This window comes from Flavobacterium sp. 2, assembly GCF_049949195.1.
In the GTDB taxonomy this organism is placed as follows: Bacteria; Bacteroidota; Bacteroidia; order Flavobacteriales; family Flavobacteriaceae; genus Flavobacterium.
Map to the genome: position 1 here is coordinate 4,429,236 of NZ_CP188206.1, position 20,187 is coordinate 4,449,422.

The window sequence follows — 20,187 nt, forward strand, 5'->3', positions numbered from 1 at the left end:
ATTTTATAAATGACCATCCAAAAGCTAAAATCCCAAAACCTAATCCTTTTCGAAGTCATTTCGGGAAGTAAATCTTTTGGATTAAATACACCAACATCAGATACGGATATAAAAGGTGTTTATTATCTGCCAAAAGAAAAATTCTTTGGGTTAGATTATATCCCGCAGATTAGTAATGAGACAAATGATGAGGTGTATTATGAAATTGGTCGTTTTGTAGAATTATTGCTTAAAAATAATCCTAATATTTTAGAGATTTTGGCTTCGCCAGAAGATTGTGTTTTACGTAAACATCCGGTAATGGAGTATTTAAAAATAAAAGACTTTCTATCGAAACTTTGTAAAGATTCTTTTGCAGGTTATGCTGTAACACAAATAAAAAAGGCGAGAGGTTTAAATAAGAAAATTGTAAATCCAATGTCAAAGGAAAAGAAAAGTCTTTTGGATTTTTGTTATGTTTTAAAAGGTTATGAATCGGTTTCATTGTTAGAATTTTTGAAAGAAAATAACTGGAATCAGGAACAAATTGGTTTGGTAAATCTTTCTAACTCAAAAGGAATGTTTGCGATGTTTTATGATAAAAACCAAATTTTAGGTTATAAAGGTATTATTCAGAAAGAAAGTTCTAATGAAGTCTCTCTTTCGTCCATTCCAAAAAATGAAAAGCTGATTGGTTATTTGTCCTGTAATCTAGATGGATATTCGAAATATTGCAAAGAATATTCAGAATACTGGAGCTGGATTGAAAAACGAAACGAAGATCGTTACAATACAAACCAACAGCACGGAAAAAATTACGACAGCAAAAACATGATGCACACGATTCGGCTTTTGCAAACCGCTGAACAAATTCTTTCGACAGGAAAATTAAATATTCGAGTTTCCAATCGCGAAGAATTATTAGATATAAAAGCAGGAAACAAAGAATATGATGATTTACTTGAAATGGCAGATAATTTAATTGCTTCAATTGAAAATCATTATCTAACTTCAAATCTTCCTGAAAAACCAGATGAACAAAGGGCAATTCAAACTTTAATCAAAATTAGAGAGCAATTATACCAATAAAAATGCAAATCTTATAAAGACAGCCTTGTTATATATTGTTATAAAAATTTTATTTTAGCCAATATTTGTTAAATTATCACAAAATATACTACATTTGTATCTGTAATTAAAAACAGAAAAAAACACAATGATACTTTCAGCAAACCAAAATTTTGAAACTTTAGCCGGAGATTCTCCAGCTGTAAGCTCAGGATGCGTATGTATTTTTGTGAAATTGAAATGTAAGATTTAGATTCAAACTCATCATAAAATAGAAAAGCGTCCACATTGTAGGACGCTTTTTTTGTTTTGGAACAATTCAAATTTGTTCAATGTGATAAGAAAGAGGCTTAAAATGATAGAAAAACAAACCATAACTAAAAAAAAACTAAAAAAATAATTGACCAAAATGTTTAATGATTAATAAAAATAGGAAGATATAGTCTTGGAAAGTAATCTGATGAGTAACAGTCATTTGATACAAAATAGAGATCTGCACCAGTTTGCGGACAGGAATTTATTTGTCTAAATTTTGAGTATAACTAATTGATAGTCAGAAAATTAATCTTAAAAAATATTTGGAAATATGATTTTTTCTATCATATCTTTGCCAAACAAAATTGAAACATAGCGTTTCATAAAACAACAACAACAATTATAAAAAATAAATAAAATGAGTTTTAAATTATACATACACAACCCAGGATTAGCAGCCTCGATTTCAGATCGTGAAAGCTTTTACATGTTGGTGCATCAATATAGGCAATAGGATAGTTATATCGTATTTGTTATGAAGCACCTTTAATTGGGTGCTTTTTTTATGCCTTAGGGCAAAGGAACAAAGTGACAAAGCAACAAAGTGACAAAGGTTTAAAAAAGCTTAGAAGCTTAGCCTCTTAGTAACTCAGAAGCTTAAAAAAGAAAATTTAACAATAAAAATTTAAGGATGAATCAAAAAATAGGACTTAGGTCAGACTATAGTGGTCAAACAGATAAAGTGGAATTTAATGAGCCTCCATTTGCCTCGAGTGGAAAAATGGATTTAGAGCTTATTAACCTATGGAAGGAAAAGGTGAATTTTAGGAAAATTATATATATCATTTAGAGATATTTCTCTGGTAAAGCAATGGTGCTTTTGATGTATGTCCCGATAGCTATCGGGATTGGATTTCTTAGAAAAGCCTGAGATTTCCTGAGATTCCCAAGAATTACAAAATCAAAAAACCATGCAAAACAATACATTACAACAATATAAAAACGCAATTAGAAAAAAATACGAAATCGAAAAAGAAGGGAAATACTTTGATTATTTGTACAAACCTTCTCGTGGAAAACTTCGTGATTTGTGCTGGTTGATTTTCGAAAATAATCCAACAAAAGAGGATTTGAATGTTTTCAGTAATCTTTTGGGCTTAGATTTCGATCATACGAAAAAGAATAAGTTTAAGGAGAAGAAAGATAAGTTCAGACCGATTGAAACGTTCTTTAAAGGTGAAACAGATCCGTCAAACATTGATGCTATCAATATGGCTGCAATTTTGGTTGATTTTGAATTGCGTCCTTTCAAAAAGTTTTACGAAAATTCTAAAATTGAGAAAGCAAAACCAATCGAAAGAATGGAGAAAGTGAAAGCTGTTTTCGAAAAGAAGAGCGTTGAAAAAAAGTCTAAGAAAAGAAGTTTCTTCCGAGATTTTAAAAGTTTCTTTTTCTAGGGCTTTTGCCACTATCCCGATAGCTATCGGGATTAGGAAACAAAGTTTTTTAGCCACAGATTTCACAGATTAGAAGGATTATTAAAAAAATCTGCTGAATCTGCGAGAGAAAAAATTAAACACAATTATTAAAAATTAAAAAAAATGAAAACAACAGATAAAATTATTATTATCGATTTAGAAGCCACATGTTGGCAAGGCGCAGTCCCGAGCGGACAGGAAAATGAAATTATTGAAATCGGATTAGCGGTCTTAGATACTGCGACGGGCGAAATTTCCAAGAATAAAGGGATTTTGATAAAACCTCAACGTTCAAGTGTTAGTCCGTTTTGTACAGAATTGACGACTATAACGCAAGATTTGCTGGACAAAAACGGAGTTTCTTTTGAGGAAGCCGTTGAGGTGTTAATTGATGAATATAATCCTGATTTATACACTTGGGCAAGTTACGGTCAATACGATTTGAATATGCTTAAAAAGCAGTGTAAATCGTTCGGTATTTCATATCCAATGGGAGACGAGCATATTAATGTTAAAGAGCATTTTGCTGAAAAATTTGGCTTGGTAAAACCAACCGGAATGAATGGTGCTTTGGCATTGCTTAATATTCCGTTGGAAGGAACGCATCACCGCGGAATTGACGATGCTAAAAACATCGCTAAGATTTTGCATTGGTGTCTGCAAAATTAAAAAAGGCTGTCTCAATAAAGACAGCCTTTTCCTTTGGTTAACTATTTTGGAATTTTAATTATGACCATAGATTTTAGCGTAAAGATCTTTGTAAATTTCTTTAATGATTTTACGTTTTAATTTTAGAGTAGGAGTAAGTTGTCCGCCGTCGATAGACCAAACATCCGGAGTTAACTCAAAACGTTTGATTTTTTCCCAGTTTCCAAATTTCTCATTGATGCTTTCCACTTCTTCGTCGATGCGTTTGATCACATCTGGATTCTCGCTGATTTCCTTATCTGTTTTTCCTAAAGTAATTTTGTGGATTTTTGCCCATTCTTTTACGAATTCAAAATTTGGCTGAATAAAAGCACCTGGCATTTTTTCGCCATCACCAATTACCATAATCTGCTCAATAAAACGAGATTGTTTCATGGCATTTTCAATGATTTGTGGTGCAATATATTTTCCTCCCGAAGTTTTGAACATTTCTTTCTTACGATCGGTGATTTTCAAGAAACCTTCGCTGTCGATTTCTCCAATATCTCCCGTGTGGAAATAGCCATCCTGTAAAGCTTCAGCCGTTTTTTCAGGATCTTTAAAATAACCTAACATTACGTTTGGTCCTTTGCAAAGAATTTCTCCGTCTTCAGCAATTTTAACTTCTACATTGCGAATTACTTTTCCAACAGTTCCAATTTTGAAACCTCTGTTTCTTTGATCGTTAACCGCAATTACCGGAGAAGTTTCAGATAATCCGTAACCTTCCATAACCGGAATTTCTGCAGCAGCAAAAACTCTAGTCAAACGTGGCTGTAAAGCGGCACTTCCAGAAACCATCAAGTCTAAATTTCCTCCCAAACCTTCTTTCCATTTGCTGAAAATCAATTTGCGGGCAATTTTTAACTGAAATTCATACCAAGCGCCATTTGCTCCGTATGGTTCGTATTTTAAACCTAAATCAATAGCCCAGAAAAATAGTTTTTTCTTGATGCCAGTTAATTCAGTTCCTTTCGCATAAATTTTATCGTAAACTTTTTCTAAAAGCCTTGGTACAGCTGTAATTACAGTTGGACGAACTTCTTTTAAGTTATCACTGATTTTGTCAATTGATTCTCCAAAATAAACCGAAACTCCATAATATTGATAAATGTACAAGATCATTCTTTCAAAAATATGGCAGATAGGCAAGAAGCTCAATGCAGTGCTTTTTCCCGGATCAAACGGAATTCTAGGAGCGCTGTCTAAAACATTTGAAACAATATTTTTATGTGAAAGCATAACGCCTTTTGGTCTTCCTGTTGTTCCGGAAGTATAAATAATAGTCGCTAAATCATCTGTTTGAATACTGTCTTTTCTGGTTTCAACTTCACTTTGATTGCTTTCATCTTCTCCTGACAACAATAAATCGCTCCAGTGTTTGCAACCTGGAATTTCGTTAAAAGAATAAACCTCTTTTAAAGTCGGTACATTTGCCTTGATAAGATTTACTTTGTGAAGTACTTCCTCATCAGACACAAAGCAGTACATACTGCCACTGTGATTTAATATATATTCGTAATCTTCTTCAGATATTGTTGGATAAATTGGAACCGTCTGCGCACCTGTTTGCAGAATACCAATATCCATGATATTCCATTCGGTACGGTTATTTGATGTAATCAGGGCAATTTTGTCATCTTTTTGAATGCCCATTCGTAATAATGCTCTCGAAATTGCATTTGCTTTTGCAATATATTCCTGGCTAGATGTTTTTTCCCAGACTCCGTTTTTTTTTGTTGCTAAAGCAACCGGAAGGTTGTAAGTTTCTTGTTGATAATAGGGAAAATCAAAAAGGCGTGTGATTGAAACCATGTTTAATATATTGAATTTTATCGCAAATTAAATAAAAAATAGGTATAATTTTTAATTTTGTGGAATTTTATGGGAAAATTTATAGGGACTCTTAAAAATCAACGAAAACGTTTTCTTTTTTGTAGTAAATTTTCGAAAAAACAAGAAATTATCAAATTAAAAAAAATATTATTTTTTTAGAGATTATTGCACATTAAAATCTTCATATTCTTTGACTCTTTCTCCCATTAGGAACATTTTTTTCTTAGCAAAATGGATAGAAAATTGAGAATACGACCATTCGTCGCTGTCATTGGGTCTGTACCAAAAAGTGTACGATTTACTATTGAATCCTTCCTTGAAAACAGGAATTCCTTCTTCTGTACATTCGATTCCCCAGTTAATTTTCTTTTTGCTCATATCAACAGATTGAATAAATCCTGTTCCATCTGGATTTAATTGGCTAATTGGCTCTTTTTGGCCAATTGGCGCATAAGTTCCGGAAACTGGAAAACCAATAGTGGTTGTAATATAGCGTTCTTTAGAATTATGAGTGATTGTGTTTACTTCAACTTGCGAATAAGATTTCGCAACAACAAAAAATAGCGCAATAAGCAATACGTGTACAGATTTCATTCTATAGTAGGTTTAAGTGTTTTTAGTCTTTTACGAAAATCAGTGGCTGATTTTCAAGGCGAATATACTTTAAATTTCCATAGAAAAATAAATCCCAATTACAAGAATGAAAAAATTATCAGATTTTTATTTTGCGAATTATTATTCTGTCGAAAACTGATTTTCTAGTAGTTTTTCTTTAAAATCAGATTTAAATGTATAAGCAAATGTTACCATCAAAGCGCGAGTGTCTGATTTGTTGGTTCTGTTATTACTGAACAATGCGGTATTGTTTTTATAACCGCTTTCAAGCGTATTAAACATATCGGTTACAACCAAACCTAAACGAGCATTTCCTTTTCCGAGTTTTTGCTGAAATCCCATATCAACATTATAAATCGGAATTCTTTTTCCCTGTGCAGTCGCCAAAGCCGAATTGTAATTTCCAATAATCTGAAGTTTTCCACCTTTCCACGGAACAAAATTATTAATGATTTTTCCGTACCAACTAAAAGCATTGTTTACGACATCTTCTCCTAAATTCGATGCGTTTATATTTTGTTGAAAAGCAGTCAAGCTGATGTTCGCATCATAAAAACCAATAGGTTTCAGACTGAAAATAGTTTCTAAACCATAAGTAACAGTGCTTCCAATGTTTCTTGGCTGAAGAAAAATCACACCATTATCGAGTAATTCAGCATATTGTCTGATGGCATCAGTTGTATTTCTGTAAAATGCGTTTGTTGATAACGAATAATTTTGCCAGTCTTTATTGTAACTCATTTCGGCAATATGAATAATCTCAGGTTTCAAATAAGGATTTCCACCATGCGGATTAAGTGCATCTGTAATATCAATAAAAGGATTCAAATCGTCTAAATCTGGGCGATTGATACGTTTGCTGTAACCCAGTTTTACAAATTCATCTTGCTTTAAATTTAATTGCAGCGAAGCCGATGGAAAGAGTTTTAAATAATTATTACTAAAACGATCGCTATTATTTTGTGTTGCTCCAGTATTAGAAACATTTTCGGCACGCAAACCTAAATTGTATTTCCATTTTGGATTTTCGCTTTCGCCAATATAGGAATTCAGCATTCCATAAACGGCATTTATTTGTTCGTTAAATTCAAAAGTATTGCTAGCAATAGGATTTACAACATAATCACCATTAACTAAATCGGCACTTTCAAAATCAGAATTAAAAAAACGAAATGTTCCTTTGTAACCTGTTTCTACAATTGTTTTTTCTGAAACAGGAAATGCATAATTTACAATTGCATTAGAAATGTTTTGGTTCTCATAATTGTGCGTGCGCTGCAATTTAGCTTCACCAATCTGTTGCTGATATTCATCATAATTATAAGTATCAATATCCGTATTTTCTTTATGTTTCCCGAATGATGAGGTGATTGAAGTATTTAAACTTTTTCGTTCGTCAGAAAATTTTCGCTCATAATTAAAAGATAATTCTCCAACTTTTGAACGTTCCAGTTCTAAAGAATGTCTTTTGTTATTTGAGAAAAATGCATTCGTACTTGTATTTACCTGCGTGTACAAAGTTTCGTCGTTATCCTGAGTTTCAATGTTTCCTAAAGCTTCAAAAGAAAAAGTATTTTTATCGTTTGGAGTAAAATCAATATTGAATTTTAGATTTTGTAAACCTTCCGTGCGAGCGTCATCTCTGTGTTGATGAATGTAATGTTCATCATCGATAAAATAGTTTGTTCGATCAGCGTTAATTTTTTTAGTTCTTCCGGCAAAACGATTGTCGTATCCTAAACCAATGTTCCATTTTTCGGTTTTATTATTTAAAAGAACCGAGCTATTCACTCTTCCTTTTGCGCCAAAACCGCCTCCTAAAACAACAGCTCCATTAAGACCGCTTTGATTGTTTTTCTTCAATTTAATATTGATGATTCCGCTTTCCGCATTAGCATCATATTTCGCGGTTGGATTACTTATTATTTCGATGCTTTCAATACTACTTGCCGCAATTTGATCCATATTGGTAATGGCCGAATTTTTTCCGTTAATCAAAATCATGGGCGATTTTCCTCTTAAGGTAATTCCGCCTTCCGCATCTACAGCAACTGTCGGAATACTTTTCAGCATATCTGTTGCAGTTCCACCTGATTGTGAAATATTTGAAACAGCATTAAAAATAAAACCTTCGTTAGTTTTCTGAATTTGTTTTTTCTGAGATTGTACAACAACGTCATTCAGTAAATTAGCATCGTTTTGTAATTTGATTGTTCCAATGGAAATTGGACTTTCAGCAACTTTTATCTTTTGAGAAATAGTTTTAAAACCAATTAATTTAAATTGAAGCTGATAATCTCCAGACTGAACATTCTCTAAAGCAAAATTTCCCATAACATCCGTTACAGCATAATTGGCTATTTTGGTAGAATCGCTGGCTTTTTTTAAAACAACATCAACAAATTCGACAGGAAGTTTTCCGTCAGTGATATTTCCTTTTATTGCAGTCGTTTTTTGAGCAAAGGAAAATTGGCTTATAGTGAATAAGAGAATTGGAAGGTATATTTTGCGGATCATATTTTTCATGAGACAAAGATATTTACCAGAATGTTTACGCTTGCTTAAGCTGTCTTAAGATACCATTAAATTAATCTTAGAATAGTTTTAAATAGTTTTGTTTTATCTTCCAAAAAATAATTAAGGTAAAGTTTGTCATTCCGAGGAACGAGGAATCTCCGCAAGTAGCTCCGTCCAGAAAAGTTGTCAATCTTTGTAGAGTTTCTCGCGGAGATTCCTCGTTCCTCGGAATGACAAGATTGTAGAGAAGTTTTTGCCACTCCCGATAGCTATCGGGATAAAAGGATTAGAATGATTTTTTAATTGATGGAAAAATAATCTGTGTTAATCTGTGTAATCTGTGGCAAAAAAAAAACGCCCGAATTTTATCAGGCGCTTTTTAGTAAAAATATATTTCTTAGTTTTTCTCAATCCATTTTCTGGCATTAACAAAAGCTTCGTGCCAAGGCGAAACCTCGTCATTTCTGTCTTTTGGATAATGTGCCCAGTTCCATTGGAAAGTCGAACGCTCAATGTGAGGCATCATAACCAAATGTCTTCCAGTTTTATCACACATCATAGCAGTGTTATAATCAGAACCATTTGGGTTTGCAGGATAACCTTCGTAAGCATATTTAGAAACAATGTTGTATTGATCTTCTGCGTAAGGCAATTTAAATTTACCTTCTCCGTGAGAAACCCAAACTCCTAAAGTACTTCCAGCCAATGTTGATAACATCACTGAGTTGTTTTCCTGAACTTTTACAGAAGTAAAGATACTTTCGTGTTTGTTACTTTCATTATGGTGCATTTTTCCGTGAACTTCATGTTCTGGATTAATAACTTCCAATTCCATAAACAACTGACATCCGTTACAAATTCCAACAGATAAAGTATCTTCTCTTTTGAAGAATTTGTCTAAAGCTGTTTTTGCTTTTTCGTTGTATAAGAAAGCTCCAGCCCAACCTTTAGCAGAACCTAAAACGTCTGAATTAGAGAATCCTCCAACTGCACCAATAAACTGAATATCTTCAAGCGTTTCACGACCAGAAATTAAATCCGTCATGTGAACGTCTTTTACATCAAAACCTGCCAAGTACATTGCATTTGCCATTTCACGCTCAGAATTACTTCCTTTTTCACGAATAATAGCTGCTTTTGGTCTTGGTTTAGAATTGTCGATTTCTGGTTTTTTTCCTGTAAAGTGTGCAGGGAAAGTATAGTTTAAAACCTGATTTTTATAGTTTTCAAAACGTGCCTGAGCTCTTCCGTTTTTAGATTGTTTTTGATCTAATAAGTAAGAAGTTTCAAACCAAACATCTCTGTAAGTTGGAATGTCTAAAGTCCAATTTCCAACTTCTAAAGTTGCCGTAGAAGTTACAGAACCAATTTTGAAGAATTCAATATTGTTAGCATTTAATTTAGCTTCAACAGCTGCATCAGATTTAGCTTGAAAAACAATTCCGATGTTTTCAGCGAAAAGGATTTTCAATAAGTCTTTTTCCGCGAAAGCGCTGAAATCAATTTTTGCTCCAAGATTCACATCAGCAAAACACAATTCTAATAAAGTAGTAATTAAACCACCGCTTCCGATATCGTGACCCGCTAAAATTTGGCTTTCGCCGATTAATTCCTGGATGGTGTTAAATGCGTTTTTGAAGAAAGAAGCGTCTTTAATTGTAGACGTTTCGTTTCCGATTGTATTTCTGATTTGTGCAAAAGAAGAACCTCCTAATTTGAAATCATCCTGAGACAAATTGATATAATAAATAGAATCTCCGTTTTTCTGTAAAATAGGTTCAACTACTTTTCTAATATCTGTACAGTTTCCTCCAGCCGAAATAATAACCGTTCCCGGCGCAATTACTTCGTCGTTTGGATATTTTTGTTTCATCGAAAGTGAATCTTTTCCTGTTGGAATATTGATTCCCAATTCGATTGCAAATTCTGAACAACCTTCAACAGCAGCATATAAACGAGCGTCTTCACCTTCGTTTTTACAAGCCCACATCCAGTTTGCAGATAGTGAAATTCCTTTTAAACCATCTTTAATTGGCGCCCAAACAATGTTTGATAACGATTCTGCAATAGCATTTCTACTTCCTGCAACCGGATCAATCAAAGCAGCGATAGGAGCATGCCCAATAGAAGTTGCGATTCCTTCTTTTCCTAAATAATCCAGAGCCATAACTCCAACATTATTTAAAGGCAACTGTAACGGACCTGCATTTTGTTGTTTAGCCACTTTTCCTCCAACACAACGGTCTACTTTATTTGTTAACCAGTCTTTTGAAGCAACAGCCTCTAAACGTAAAACGTCTTTTAAGTACGATTCGAAATCTCCTGCGTTGTAAGCAACATCAGCATATTTTCTATCAATAGTTTTGTCTGTCATAACCGTTTTTGGAGAACTTCCGAAGAAATCTTCTAAAGCATAATCCATCGGTTTTGAACCATTTGATTTAGATTCGAAAGTAAAACGGTGATCTCCCGTTACATCTCCAACCTGATACATTGGTGAACGCTCTCTGTCAGCAATTCTTTGTAAAGTATCAATATCTTTTTGACCAATAACCAATCCCATTCTTTCCTGAGATTCGTTACCGATAATTTCTTTTGCAGAAAGCGTTGGGTCTCCAACAGGCAATTTGTCTAAATCGATTAAACCTCCAGTTTCTTCAACTAACTCCGAAAGACAGTTTAAGTGTCCACCCGCACCGTGATCGTGAATAGAAACAATTGGGTTATTGTCGCTTTCTACTAAACCACGAATCGCGTTAGCAGCACGTTTTTGCATTTCAGGGTTTGAACGCTGAATCGCATTTAATTCGATTCCTGAACCAAAAGCTCCGGTATCTGCAGACGAAACCGCAGCACCACCCATTCCGATTCTATAATTTTCTCCTCCAAGAATTACGATTTTATCACCTTCTTGTGGTTTCTTTTTAATTGATTGATCCAGTTTTCCGTAACCAATTCCTCCCGCTTGCATGATTACTTTATCGTAACCAATTTTACGGTCGTTTTCTGAATGTTCGAAAGTTAAAACAGAACCAGTAATAAGCGGTTGACCAAATTTATTTCCAAAATCAGAAGCTCCGTTTGAAGCTTTGATCAAAATATCCATTGGTGTTTGGTACAACCATTTTCTTTCTTCAAGAGCGTTTTCCCATTTTCTGTCTTCTTTTAAACGAGAATAAGAAGTCATGTAAACCGCTGTTCCAGCCAATGGCAATGAACCTTGTCCACCCGCTAAACGGTCACGAATTTCTCCTCCAGAACCTGTTGCAGCTCCGTTAAAAGGCTCAACTGTTGTTGGGAAATTGTGTGTTTCGGCTTTTAATGAGATAACCGAATCAAATTCTTTTATTTCGTAAAAATCAGGTTTGTCTGCCGATTTTGGTGCAAATTGCTGCACTTTTGGTCCTTTTACAAAAGCAACGTTGTCTTTGTAAGCAGACACAATATCGTTAGGATTTTCCTGAGATGTTTTTTTGATTAATTTAAAAAGAGATGTTTCTTTTTCTTCACCGTCAATTACAAATGTTCCGTTGAAGATTTTGTGACGGCAGTGCTCTGAGTTTGCTTGAGAAAAAGCAAAAATCTCAGAATCTGTTAACTTTCTTCCTAGTTTTGTTGAAAGATTATTTAAGTATTCTACTTCTTCTTCGCTTAAAGCTAAACCTTCCACTTTATTGTAAGTTGCAATATCATCAATCTCCAAAATTGGCTCTGGCTGAATGTTGATAGTGAAAATCTCCTGATCTAATTCATTGAATTTTTGGAAAAGCATCGGATCAAAATCAGTAAAATCTTCCGTTGCAGGATGAAATTCTTCAATTCTGATAATGCCCGGAACACCCATGTTTTGAGTGATTTCTACAGCATTTGTACTCCAAGGTGTGATCATAGTGGCACGAGGACCAACAAAAAAACCCGTCAGTGCGGATTTTTCGATCTTATTCGAGTCGGCAAAAAGCCAGTTTAATTTTGAAATGTCTTGAGCTGAAATTTCGTTTTGCGTCTGTACGGCAAAAACAGTTTTGCTTTGGTTTTCAAAGAAATGGATCATTGTGATGTGTAGTTTGTTGTATTGAGCTGCAAATTTAGTTTAAATAAATAGTAAGCGCAAATTTGATAACAAACTCTTTAGAAAAAAATGTAATGATCTTTTTTACCATCTGTAGAGGCGCACAGCAGTGCGTCTTCTCATATTGAAGGTTTTCTCGCAAAAAAGGTATTTAATCTCGCAAAGTCGCAAAGTTTTTTTTTTTCTCGCAGATTTAGCAGATTTAATTTATTTGAATATCAATAAATCTGTGTCGATAATTATTTAAGATTTCTTAATCTGCTTAATCTGCTAAATCTGCGAGAAAAAAATTACTTGATTACTATTTTTTTAATTGTAGTTTTTGAATCTTTCACGATTTTAACAACATAAATTCCGCTTGAAAGATGACTTACAGCTATTACAGGATCTGTTGTGTTTTGTTTTTCGAAAACTTTTTGTCCGGTAAAAGAAAGAATTTCTATCGAATAAGGAGAATCTGAATTGCCTAAAACAATATTGAAAATTCCGTTTGAAGGATTTGGGAAAACAACAATTTCATCTGAAAGTTCTACAATTTCTTCTTTTTCTTCTTCAATTGGTTTAACCATTTTGCTTGCTAAATTGTTGCAGGTATCTTGCGTAAATGAATCCCATTGCGAACTTAAATTGAAAGTTGTACTTGGAGAAGTTACAGTTGATTTTCTTCTTAAAGTAACATCAATAGCAAAATTTGCAGTTCCGCCATTAAAAGTTCCGATAATGTCAATTAAAACGCCATTTTTGAATAAACCTACAGCGTCATTTCCGTTGAAAGTTAATTCAGTTGCTGTTGTTGAAATATTAGCTGAACTTGGAGAAAAACAGGTTGAAGAAATAGAACTGTTTACAATTACAAATTTACTTCCAGTTGTTAATGTGCCCGTTAAAGCTAAACCTGTGCTCCATGCGCCAGCACCATTAGTTTGTTTTTTAATTGTATAAGCAGCTAAGCTTACTGAACTTCCAGTATTGTTGGCAATTTCCAATGCTTTGTTATTTCCTGAACCTTCAATATATTCAGAGAAAAGCAAATCTGTTGCAGTTCCCGTTCCGCTGCTGTTGGTTGTAACAGAAATAGTATTGCTTGAAGCAGAAGCATTTCCAGCTGCATCTTTAGCTTTTACATATATAGAATAAGCTGTAGAAGCTGTTAAACCAGTAATTGTAGCTGTAACTCCAGAAACGGTAGTTTTTAAAACACTATTTGCATAAACATCATAACCCGTTACGGCTACATTATCTGTAGATGCTGTCCATGAAAGTGAAATTGAAGTTGCTGTTTTTGAAGTCGAAGTTAAACTTGTTGGAGTAGTTGGCGCCTGAGTATCTCCAGAAGGAGTTCCGCCCCAAATTTGATTTACATATTCCGGATGATCAATAAATGGATTACGATTATTTTGACGCGCATAAATGGCATTGTTTCTTGCAATTTCTCTTGCGCTTACAGGATCTTGTGCGTGCCAAGCCAAAAGCATATTTAAGAAAGCTGTTGCGAAAACTTGATTGCTTGAACCATTAAACATGGCATAAGAATATCCGGCAACTGTATTTTCATATCGTGTTGCGAAGTAAAAATACATTCTGGCAATATCACCTTTAAAGTCGTTGATAGGTTCGAAAACAGTTCCTGAATATCCAGAAACAGAACTTGATCCCAATTTACCTCCATTTTGAGAAGTATAGGTTGCAGAACTCACCGTTCCGTGAGGATAATTCGAACGCATTCCGTTTACTTTTCCGTCTGTAGGCGTTATGAAATGTGCATCGGCAACCATTGGAGACTGCTCATTAAAAACCGATTGTGGAATAATATGTTCTCTGTTGTAGCAATCACCTTCAGCAGAATAATTTCCACAACGCTGCGTACTTCCTGTGCTATAATTGTACGGATCTGTTCCTGATGGATTTTCAGAATACATGTCTAAAACTGTTCCGTCATTTTCATAAAAATTATCAACGTCTGAGGTTTGATAGGTTGTGTACAAACCTGCATAACCATTGTCAGTATGACCTTTAATGATGTTGTACAATTGTGTTTTTAAAGTGTAACCAGTTCCGGTTGCAGTGTTGTAATATCCAGATGGAATTTGGGCAAAACCAATTGTAGCAAGAAACAATAACAGTAAAAAGTAGTTTTTTTTCATAAGTAAAAGTTTAAGATTTGGTTTGAAAATATTTTTTTAAAAACTTGATTTTTAAGTTTTTAAAAATTTATTGTAACAAATCTACTACTTTTTAAGAAGCAAAACGTTATGAAAAGTTTAATTTTAGATATATTTTCTTACGGATAAAAAATGTTTTCATTTTATGTCATTTCGAAGGAGAAATCTCCACAAGTAGCTCCACACAGAAACTTCAATCTTTGTCGAGCTACTTGTGGAGATTTGCTTCGCCTGTTCGCTGTCGCTCGAGTCTCGTTCCTCGAAATGACAAACTGCCCCTATAATATTGTAAAATAAAAATTTTGTGCCTTAGAGCCTTCGCGGCAAAATCTATTTCTTTGGGAAATCCTGACTCTGATAAGCCCCTAAATCCGGAGGAGAAGTTCTAGTAATTCCTAAAATATCTGTCAAAATTATATAGGCCTGATTCCCTTTCGCGAAAGCGGATGAACTTTTATCAATATTGAATTTGTTCTGATTAACATTATAAAACTTCGGATTTTCATTCAAGATGATGTTGTTATAATGTTGCGTATCCGTTTTAAATTGATAATCAGGATTTGTAGATGAACTACTGAATTTTAGAAGGCAGTTATTTAATTGATAAATAAATGCTGTATTGGTATTTTTATTTAAATTAAACTCGTTTGTTCCTGAACCATAAATAATACAGTTATTGAAAGTCGCTTGTGTAAGCGGATTTGTTTCGGGAGTTGCGCCAGCCAAACTATTGCTCAAGTTAACTGCAAAATGAGAACTGTTTTGCCAATTGTTATTGAATGTACAATGCACAAAACTGTAATTACCGCCATAAAGACAAGATAAACTTGCAATTCCGGCATAATTTATAACTAAATTTTCTGCATTTATTCGGGCATTTTTAGTTAGAATTCCATATTCCACAAAATTATAAAACTGACTATTTTTAATGGGAATAGTATTCGTTGAATTTCTTATTTCTAAACCAGTTACGGCATTTTTTAAGGTAAGATGATTGATGGAATGATTGGCGTTTCCGTTTTCAAGAATTACCGAATTCCATTGTCCAGGAATATCAGAATAAAGTGATTCTAGGCGATCGCCTTCAAAAATAACTTCGTTTTCTAGTTTTTCGGTTGTAGAAACAGTTCCGTTAATTTGAAGAGAAGCATTTTTTGCAACATATAATCCGGAATTGGCATGAAAATGAACTCTTGCACCGGCTTCAAAAGTTATGGTTTTATTTTCTGGAACACCAGCGTATCCATAAATAACATAAGGTTTTTGCTTGGTAAAAAGAAGTTCGTTTCCGTTTACGGCATCATTTTCATTCAGATAAAATCCATCAACTTCTTTGCTGTCAATTTTGATTTTCTCTTTTGTGCCGTCAGGATTTTGGTTTGGATATAAAAAAACGGCATCTTGAATTAAGGTAACTAGTGCCACTTTTTGAAGATTCGCTCCGCTGTCAAATTGAATTTCATCGGTATATAAAAAATCAGTCGGATTAGCGTCTGTAATGTCTGCAGTAGTTTCAATAAAAATGTAAAGACTATCTTTTGCTAAAAGCATAACATCTTTAAAAATCTTTCCGTTTGTTCCGCTCATTCCATCAACGGTCATTCTGTATTTTGAATTCAATCCGTTTTTCAACTGAATAATTGGAATTGAAATATCATTTTTACTGCGGTTATATACTTTTAATTGATAAGTGCTTGAGCCAATGTTTTTAAAAACAGTATCCAAATAAACAGTGTCTTTTGAGAACTTTAAATCTCCAGTGCTGGCAACAGTGTCAAAATCAGTTCGGCAGGAACTGAAAGCTAAAATTAAACCAATGATGAAAAGTGTAAAGTATTGACGCATTTGAATTCTTTTTGTAAAAATAGCAAAAAACCTACAGGTTTGAAGTTGAATTTTAAATTTTAGAATCGGTTTTTAGATTTATGTCTTATCTTTCTTTAATTTTACGTTTTTAAAGTTTATTTTAATGAATTATACAAAAGAACAGATTTTGGCGCGCTGTAATGAGTTTTCTAAAAACACATTAATGGAAACGCTAAAAATTGAATATATCGACGCCGGAGAAGATTTTTTAACTGCAAAAATGCCAGTAAATCCAAGTGTTCATCAGCCAATGGGATTGTTGCATGGCGGCGCTTCAGTTGCTTTGGCGGAAAGTGTCGGAAGTGCAGCTTCTTTCTTTTTTATTAACCCGAAAGAGCAGGAGGTAAGAGGCATTGAAATTTCGGCAAATCATTTAAAAAGTATCCGTGAAGGTTATGTTTTTGGTACTGCAAGAATTATTCACAAAGGAAGAACTGTTCATTTGTGGGAAATCAAAATTACAGATGAAGCTGGAAATTTAGTTTCGCTCTGCAAATTGACGAATATGGTTTTGGATAGAAAGAAAAGTGAATAAACTATGAATCCATTTTTCCTAAAAATTAAAAACCATAAAGAACAGAATTTACCTTTTGTACTTTATTCAAAACCCAACACAACAAACCTAGTTGGGATTTTACAGCAAAATAATACATTATTTACCGTTTCAGATTACAGCGAAAAAGGATTTGTTTTTGCTTCTTTTGATGAGAAACAATTGATTTTGATTCCTGAAAATGAATCGGAAATTATTATTGCAGAAAAAGAAACAACTTCATTTGAACCAATAGAAATTGACGATTTGCGTTTTGATTCTGAAGCTAAATTTCAATACGAATATTTGGTAGAGCAGGGAATTCAGGCGATAAAAAACGAAGAATTCAAAAAAGTAGTTTTGTCAAGAAGCGAAGAAGTGTCTTTGTCTGAATTTGATTTTATCGAAACTTTTCAGCATTTGGTTCAATTGTATCCTGCGACTTTTTGTTATTGTTTTTTTCATCCAAAAATTGGACTTTGGATGGGAGCAACACCTGAAAAACTTTTGAAAGCAAACGGAAATGCTTTTGAAACTATGGCTTTGGCGGGAACGCAAAAAGATAATCTGCAAACAGAAATCGTTTGGCAGCAAAAAGAGAAAGACGAGCAGCAATTTGTAACTGATTTTATTGTAAAAAGGTTGAGAGAATTTACGGCTTCGGTTGTGGTTTCTGAACCTTACAGTTTAAAAGCGGGTTCAATCTGGCATATTAAAACGGATATTTCTGGAGTTTTAAAGGAAAATTCAACTTTAGAAGAAGTTATCGATACATTACACCCAACGCCTGCTGTTTGCGGACTTCCAAAAAAGAAATCCAAAACTTTTATTTTAGAAAAAGAAAATTACGATAGAACTTTCTACACGGGTTTCTTGGGTGAATTGAACAGTACTTTTGAAGGAATTAATGCAAGTTCTGATTTATTTGTAAATTTACGATGCATGCAGATTCAGGAAAACAAAGCCATTTTGTATATGGGTTGCGGTATTACAAAAGAAAGTATTCCCGAAAAAGAATGGGAGGAAAGCGTCAACAAATCGATGACGATGAAAAGAGTTTTAAGGAAATAGTTTCAAGTTTGAAGTTTCAGGTTTCACGTTCTGTGTGCAACCTGAAACCTGAAACCTGAAACAAAACAAACAAAAACAAAAAAATGAAACTAGACATATTAGCATTCGGTGCGCATCCTGATGATGTAGAATTGGGTTGTGCCGGAACCATTTTAAAAGAAGTTTCCCTTGGGAAAAAAGTTGGTATTGTTGATTTAACGCGCGGTGAATTAGGAACGCGCGGTACGGCAGAAATTAGAGATCAGGAAGCAAAAGATGCTGCGGCTATTTTAGGCGTTCTTGTTCGTGAAAATTTAGCCATGCGTGACGGGTTTTTCGTTAATGATGAAAAACATCAATTAGAAGTCATAAAAATGATTCGTAAATACAAACCTGAGATTGTATTATGCAACGCCATTGATGACCGTCATATCGATCACGGAAAAGGAAGTAAATTGGTTTCTGATGCTTGTTTTTTATCAGGTTTGATGAAAATTGAAACTTCAATTGATGGAGTGCCTCAAGAAGCCTGGAGACCTAAAGTTGTATATCATTATATTCAATGGAAAAATATTACTCCAGATTTTGTAGTTGACATTACAGGATTCGAAAAAAAGAAAGTAGAAGCGATTTCTGCTTATAAAACGCAATTTTATGACCCAAATTCAAGCGAACCTGCAACGCCAATTACGAGTAAAAACTTCTTTGAAAGTTTAAATTACCGTGCGCAGGACTTAGGAAGATTGGTTGGGAAAGATTTTGCTGAAGGTTTTACTGTTGAAAGGTGTTTGGCAGTCAATAGCTTAGAAAATTTGATTTAATTTTTATGAAAATTTTTCATTTTTTTCTTTGTAGAACTGAACCTTTGTTCTATATTTGCACTCGCTAAGCAAAAATGGTGGTTGTAGCTCAGCTGGTTAGAGTAGCGGTTTGTGGTGCCGCGGGTCGCCGGTTCGAACCCGGTCAGCCACCCAGATTTAAAGCCTTGAAGAAATTCAAGGCTTTTTTTGTGCTTGTATTTTTTTGAACCATATAAGTTATCTAAGTAATTTTAAGTTTGGTTTTGCAAACAATTATTACTTTGAAATGCATCTAAAATGATTTGAATAAAAAAAGCATGACGTTTAGAGTCATGCTTTTCTAGTGGTTATTATATTTGGTTTCTGTATTATTCAATTTCTTCAAAGGTTGTACCTTGCTTAATATCTCCGGTTTTAAAACCTTTTTTAAACCAGTACATCCTTTGTTCTGATGTTCCATGTGTAAAGGAATCTGGAATTACTTGTCCCTGCATTTTGCTTTGTATGGCATCATCACCAACAGCATTTGCCGCACTCAATGCCTCGTCAATGTCTCCAGTTTCAAGCTCTTGCTGGTGATCATGAGCCCAAACTCCTGCATAAAAGTCGGCTTGAAGTTCTAAAGCAACAGAAAGTTTATTGGCTTCAGCCTCACTTTTTCCTTCCTGCGCCTCACGCATTTTTGCTGAAGTGCCAAGCAAGGTTTGTACGTGATGACCGATTTCATGCGCAATAACGTATGCAATGGCAAAATCACCTCCTTTAGCGCCAAACTTATTTTTAAGTTCTTCAAAGAATCCTAAATCCATATAAACTTTTTGATCTCCGGGACAATAAAAAGGGCCTGATGCAGACGATGCTCCACCACATGCTGTTTGAACAGAACCTCTAAAAAGAACTAATTTTGGATTTTTATATGTCATTCCATGTTCCTCAAAAATTTTGTTCCAAGTATCTTCATTGTATGCAAGCATTGTTCTCACAAAATTCCCCATTTCTTCATCTTCTTTGCTTAATGGAGCTGCTGCTTCGGTTTGTTGCTGTCCGCCTTGCATTTGTTCTAAAACTGGTGCTATTTGTTTACCAGTTTCTCCTCCAAAGACATTCAACAGCAAAACAATGATTCCAATAACACCTCCACCAATAGCGACTTTCCCGCCTGAGATGCCTCTTCGGTCTTCAACATTATCGCTTTGTCTTCTGCCTTGCCATTTCATAGTGTACTAGATTTAAACTTATTATGTTTTTATTAATACGAATTTATATATTTTTC

Annotated in this window: 13 protein-coding genes and 1 tRNA gene; 7 read left to right on the forward strand and 7 right to left on the reverse strand. The window is 34.1% G+C overall.

The window, feature by feature from the left end; genetic code table 11:
- The first annotated feature begins 9 nt into the window (after nucleotides 1-9).
- The 3 genes from ACNFIH_RS19340 (at nucleotide 10) to ACNFIH_RS19350 (ending at nucleotide 3,449) form a co-directional block, all read left to right on the forward strand.
- Complete coding sequence (locus ACNFIH_RS19340; RefSeq protein WP_426484383.1) at nucleotides 10-1,068, forward strand: nucleotidyltransferase domain-containing protein; 1,059 nt, start codon at nucleotides 10-12, stop codon at nucleotides 1,066-1,068.
- 1,205 nt (nucleotides 1,069-2,273) lie between these two features.
- The gene (locus tag ACNFIH_RS19345) at nucleotides 2,274-2,759 is read left to right on the forward strand and encodes a hypothetical protein (protein ID WP_426484384.1); all 486 of its coding nucleotides are present in this window, start codon (nucleotides 2,274-2,276) and stop codon (nucleotides 2,757-2,759) included.
- 144 nt (nucleotides 2,760-2,903) lie between these two features.
- Complete coding sequence (locus ACNFIH_RS19350; protein ID WP_426484385.1) at nucleotides 2,904-3,449, forward strand: exonuclease domain-containing protein; 546 nt, start codon at nucleotides 2,904-2,906, stop codon at nucleotides 3,447-3,449.
- Between the two features lie 54 nt (nucleotides 3,450-3,503).
- Here ACNFIH_RS19350 and ACNFIH_RS19355 read toward each other — a convergent pair whose 3' ends face one another.
- The 6 genes from ACNFIH_RS19355 to ACNFIH_RS19380 all read right to left on the reverse strand — a co-directional run bounded on the left by ACNFIH_RS19355 (nucleotide 3,504) and on the right by ACNFIH_RS19380 (nucleotide 16,511).
- A complete protein-coding gene (locus ACNFIH_RS19355; RefSeq protein ID WP_426484386.1) occupies nucleotides 3,504-5,282 on the reverse strand; it encodes an AMP-dependent synthetase/ligase in 1,779 nt (592 codons plus the stop codon).
- Between the two features lie 183 nt (nucleotides 5,283-5,465).
- The gene (locus ACNFIH_RS19360) at nucleotides 5,466-5,897 is read right to left on the reverse strand and encodes a hypothetical protein (RefSeq protein ID WP_426484387.1); all 432 of its coding nucleotides are present in this window, start codon (nucleotides 5,895-5,897) and stop codon (nucleotides 5,466-5,468) included.
- A gap of 141 nt (nucleotides 5,898-6,038) precedes the next feature.
- Nucleotides 6,039-8,444: a TonB-dependent receptor domain-containing protein gene (locus ACNFIH_RS19365; RefSeq protein ID WP_426484388.1), complete on the reverse strand. Its 2,406-nt coding sequence runs from the start codon at nucleotides 8,442-8,444 to the stop codon at nucleotides 6,039-6,041.
- A gap of 388 nt (nucleotides 8,445-8,832) precedes the next feature.
- On the reverse strand, nucleotides 8,833-12,486 hold the full coding sequence (gene purL / locus ACNFIH_RS19370) for a phosphoribosylformylglycinamidine synthase (RefSeq protein WP_426484389.1): 3,654 nt from the start codon (nucleotides 12,484-12,486) through the stop codon (nucleotides 8,833-8,835).
- A gap of 308 nt (nucleotides 12,487-12,794) precedes the next feature.
- The gene (locus ACNFIH_RS19375) at nucleotides 12,795-14,648 is read right to left on the reverse strand and encodes an endonuclease (protein ID WP_426484390.1); all 1,854 of its coding nucleotides are present in this window, start codon (nucleotides 14,646-14,648) and stop codon (nucleotides 12,795-12,797) included.
- 348 nt (nucleotides 14,649-14,996) lie between these two features.
- A complete protein-coding gene (locus tag ACNFIH_RS19380) occupies nucleotides 14,997-16,511 on the reverse strand; it encodes a hypothetical protein (protein WP_426484391.1) in 1,515 nt (504 codons plus the stop codon).
- Between the two features lie 124 nt (nucleotides 16,512-16,635).
- Here ACNFIH_RS19380 and ACNFIH_RS19385 point away from each other — a divergent pair, with 124 nt between their 5' ends.
- From ACNFIH_RS19385 to ACNFIH_RS19400, 4 genes are all read left to right on the forward strand, one after another.
- Complete coding sequence (locus tag ACNFIH_RS19385) at nucleotides 16,636-17,067, forward strand: PaaI family thioesterase (protein WP_035647170.1); 432 nt, start codon at nucleotides 16,636-16,638, stop codon at nucleotides 17,065-17,067.
- A gap of 3 nt (nucleotides 17,068-17,070) precedes the next feature.
- Nucleotides 17,071-18,135 (forward strand): chorismate-binding protein, encoded by a 1,065-nt coding sequence (locus tag ACNFIH_RS19390; protein WP_426484392.1) that lies wholly within the window; start codon nucleotides 17,071-17,073, stop codon nucleotides 18,133-18,135.
- An 83-nt stretch (nucleotides 18,136-18,218) separates the two neighbouring features.
- Complete coding sequence (gene bshB1, locus ACNFIH_RS19395; protein ID WP_426484393.1) at nucleotides 18,219-18,935, forward strand: bacillithiol biosynthesis deacetylase BshB1; 717 nt, start codon at nucleotides 18,219-18,221, stop codon at nucleotides 18,933-18,935.
- Between the two features lie 77 nt (nucleotides 18,936-19,012).
- A tRNA-His gene (locus tag ACNFIH_RS19400) sits at nucleotides 19,013-19,086 on the forward strand.
- 196 nt (nucleotides 19,087-19,282) lie between these two features.
- Here ACNFIH_RS19400 and ypfJ read toward each other — a convergent pair.
- On the reverse strand, nucleotides 19,283-20,131 hold the full coding sequence (gene ypfJ / locus ACNFIH_RS19405; protein ID WP_426484394.1) for a KPN_02809 family neutral zinc metallopeptidase: 849 nt from the start codon (nucleotides 20,129-20,131) through the stop codon (nucleotides 19,283-19,285).
- Nucleotides 20,132-20,187: the final 56 nt, after the last annotated feature.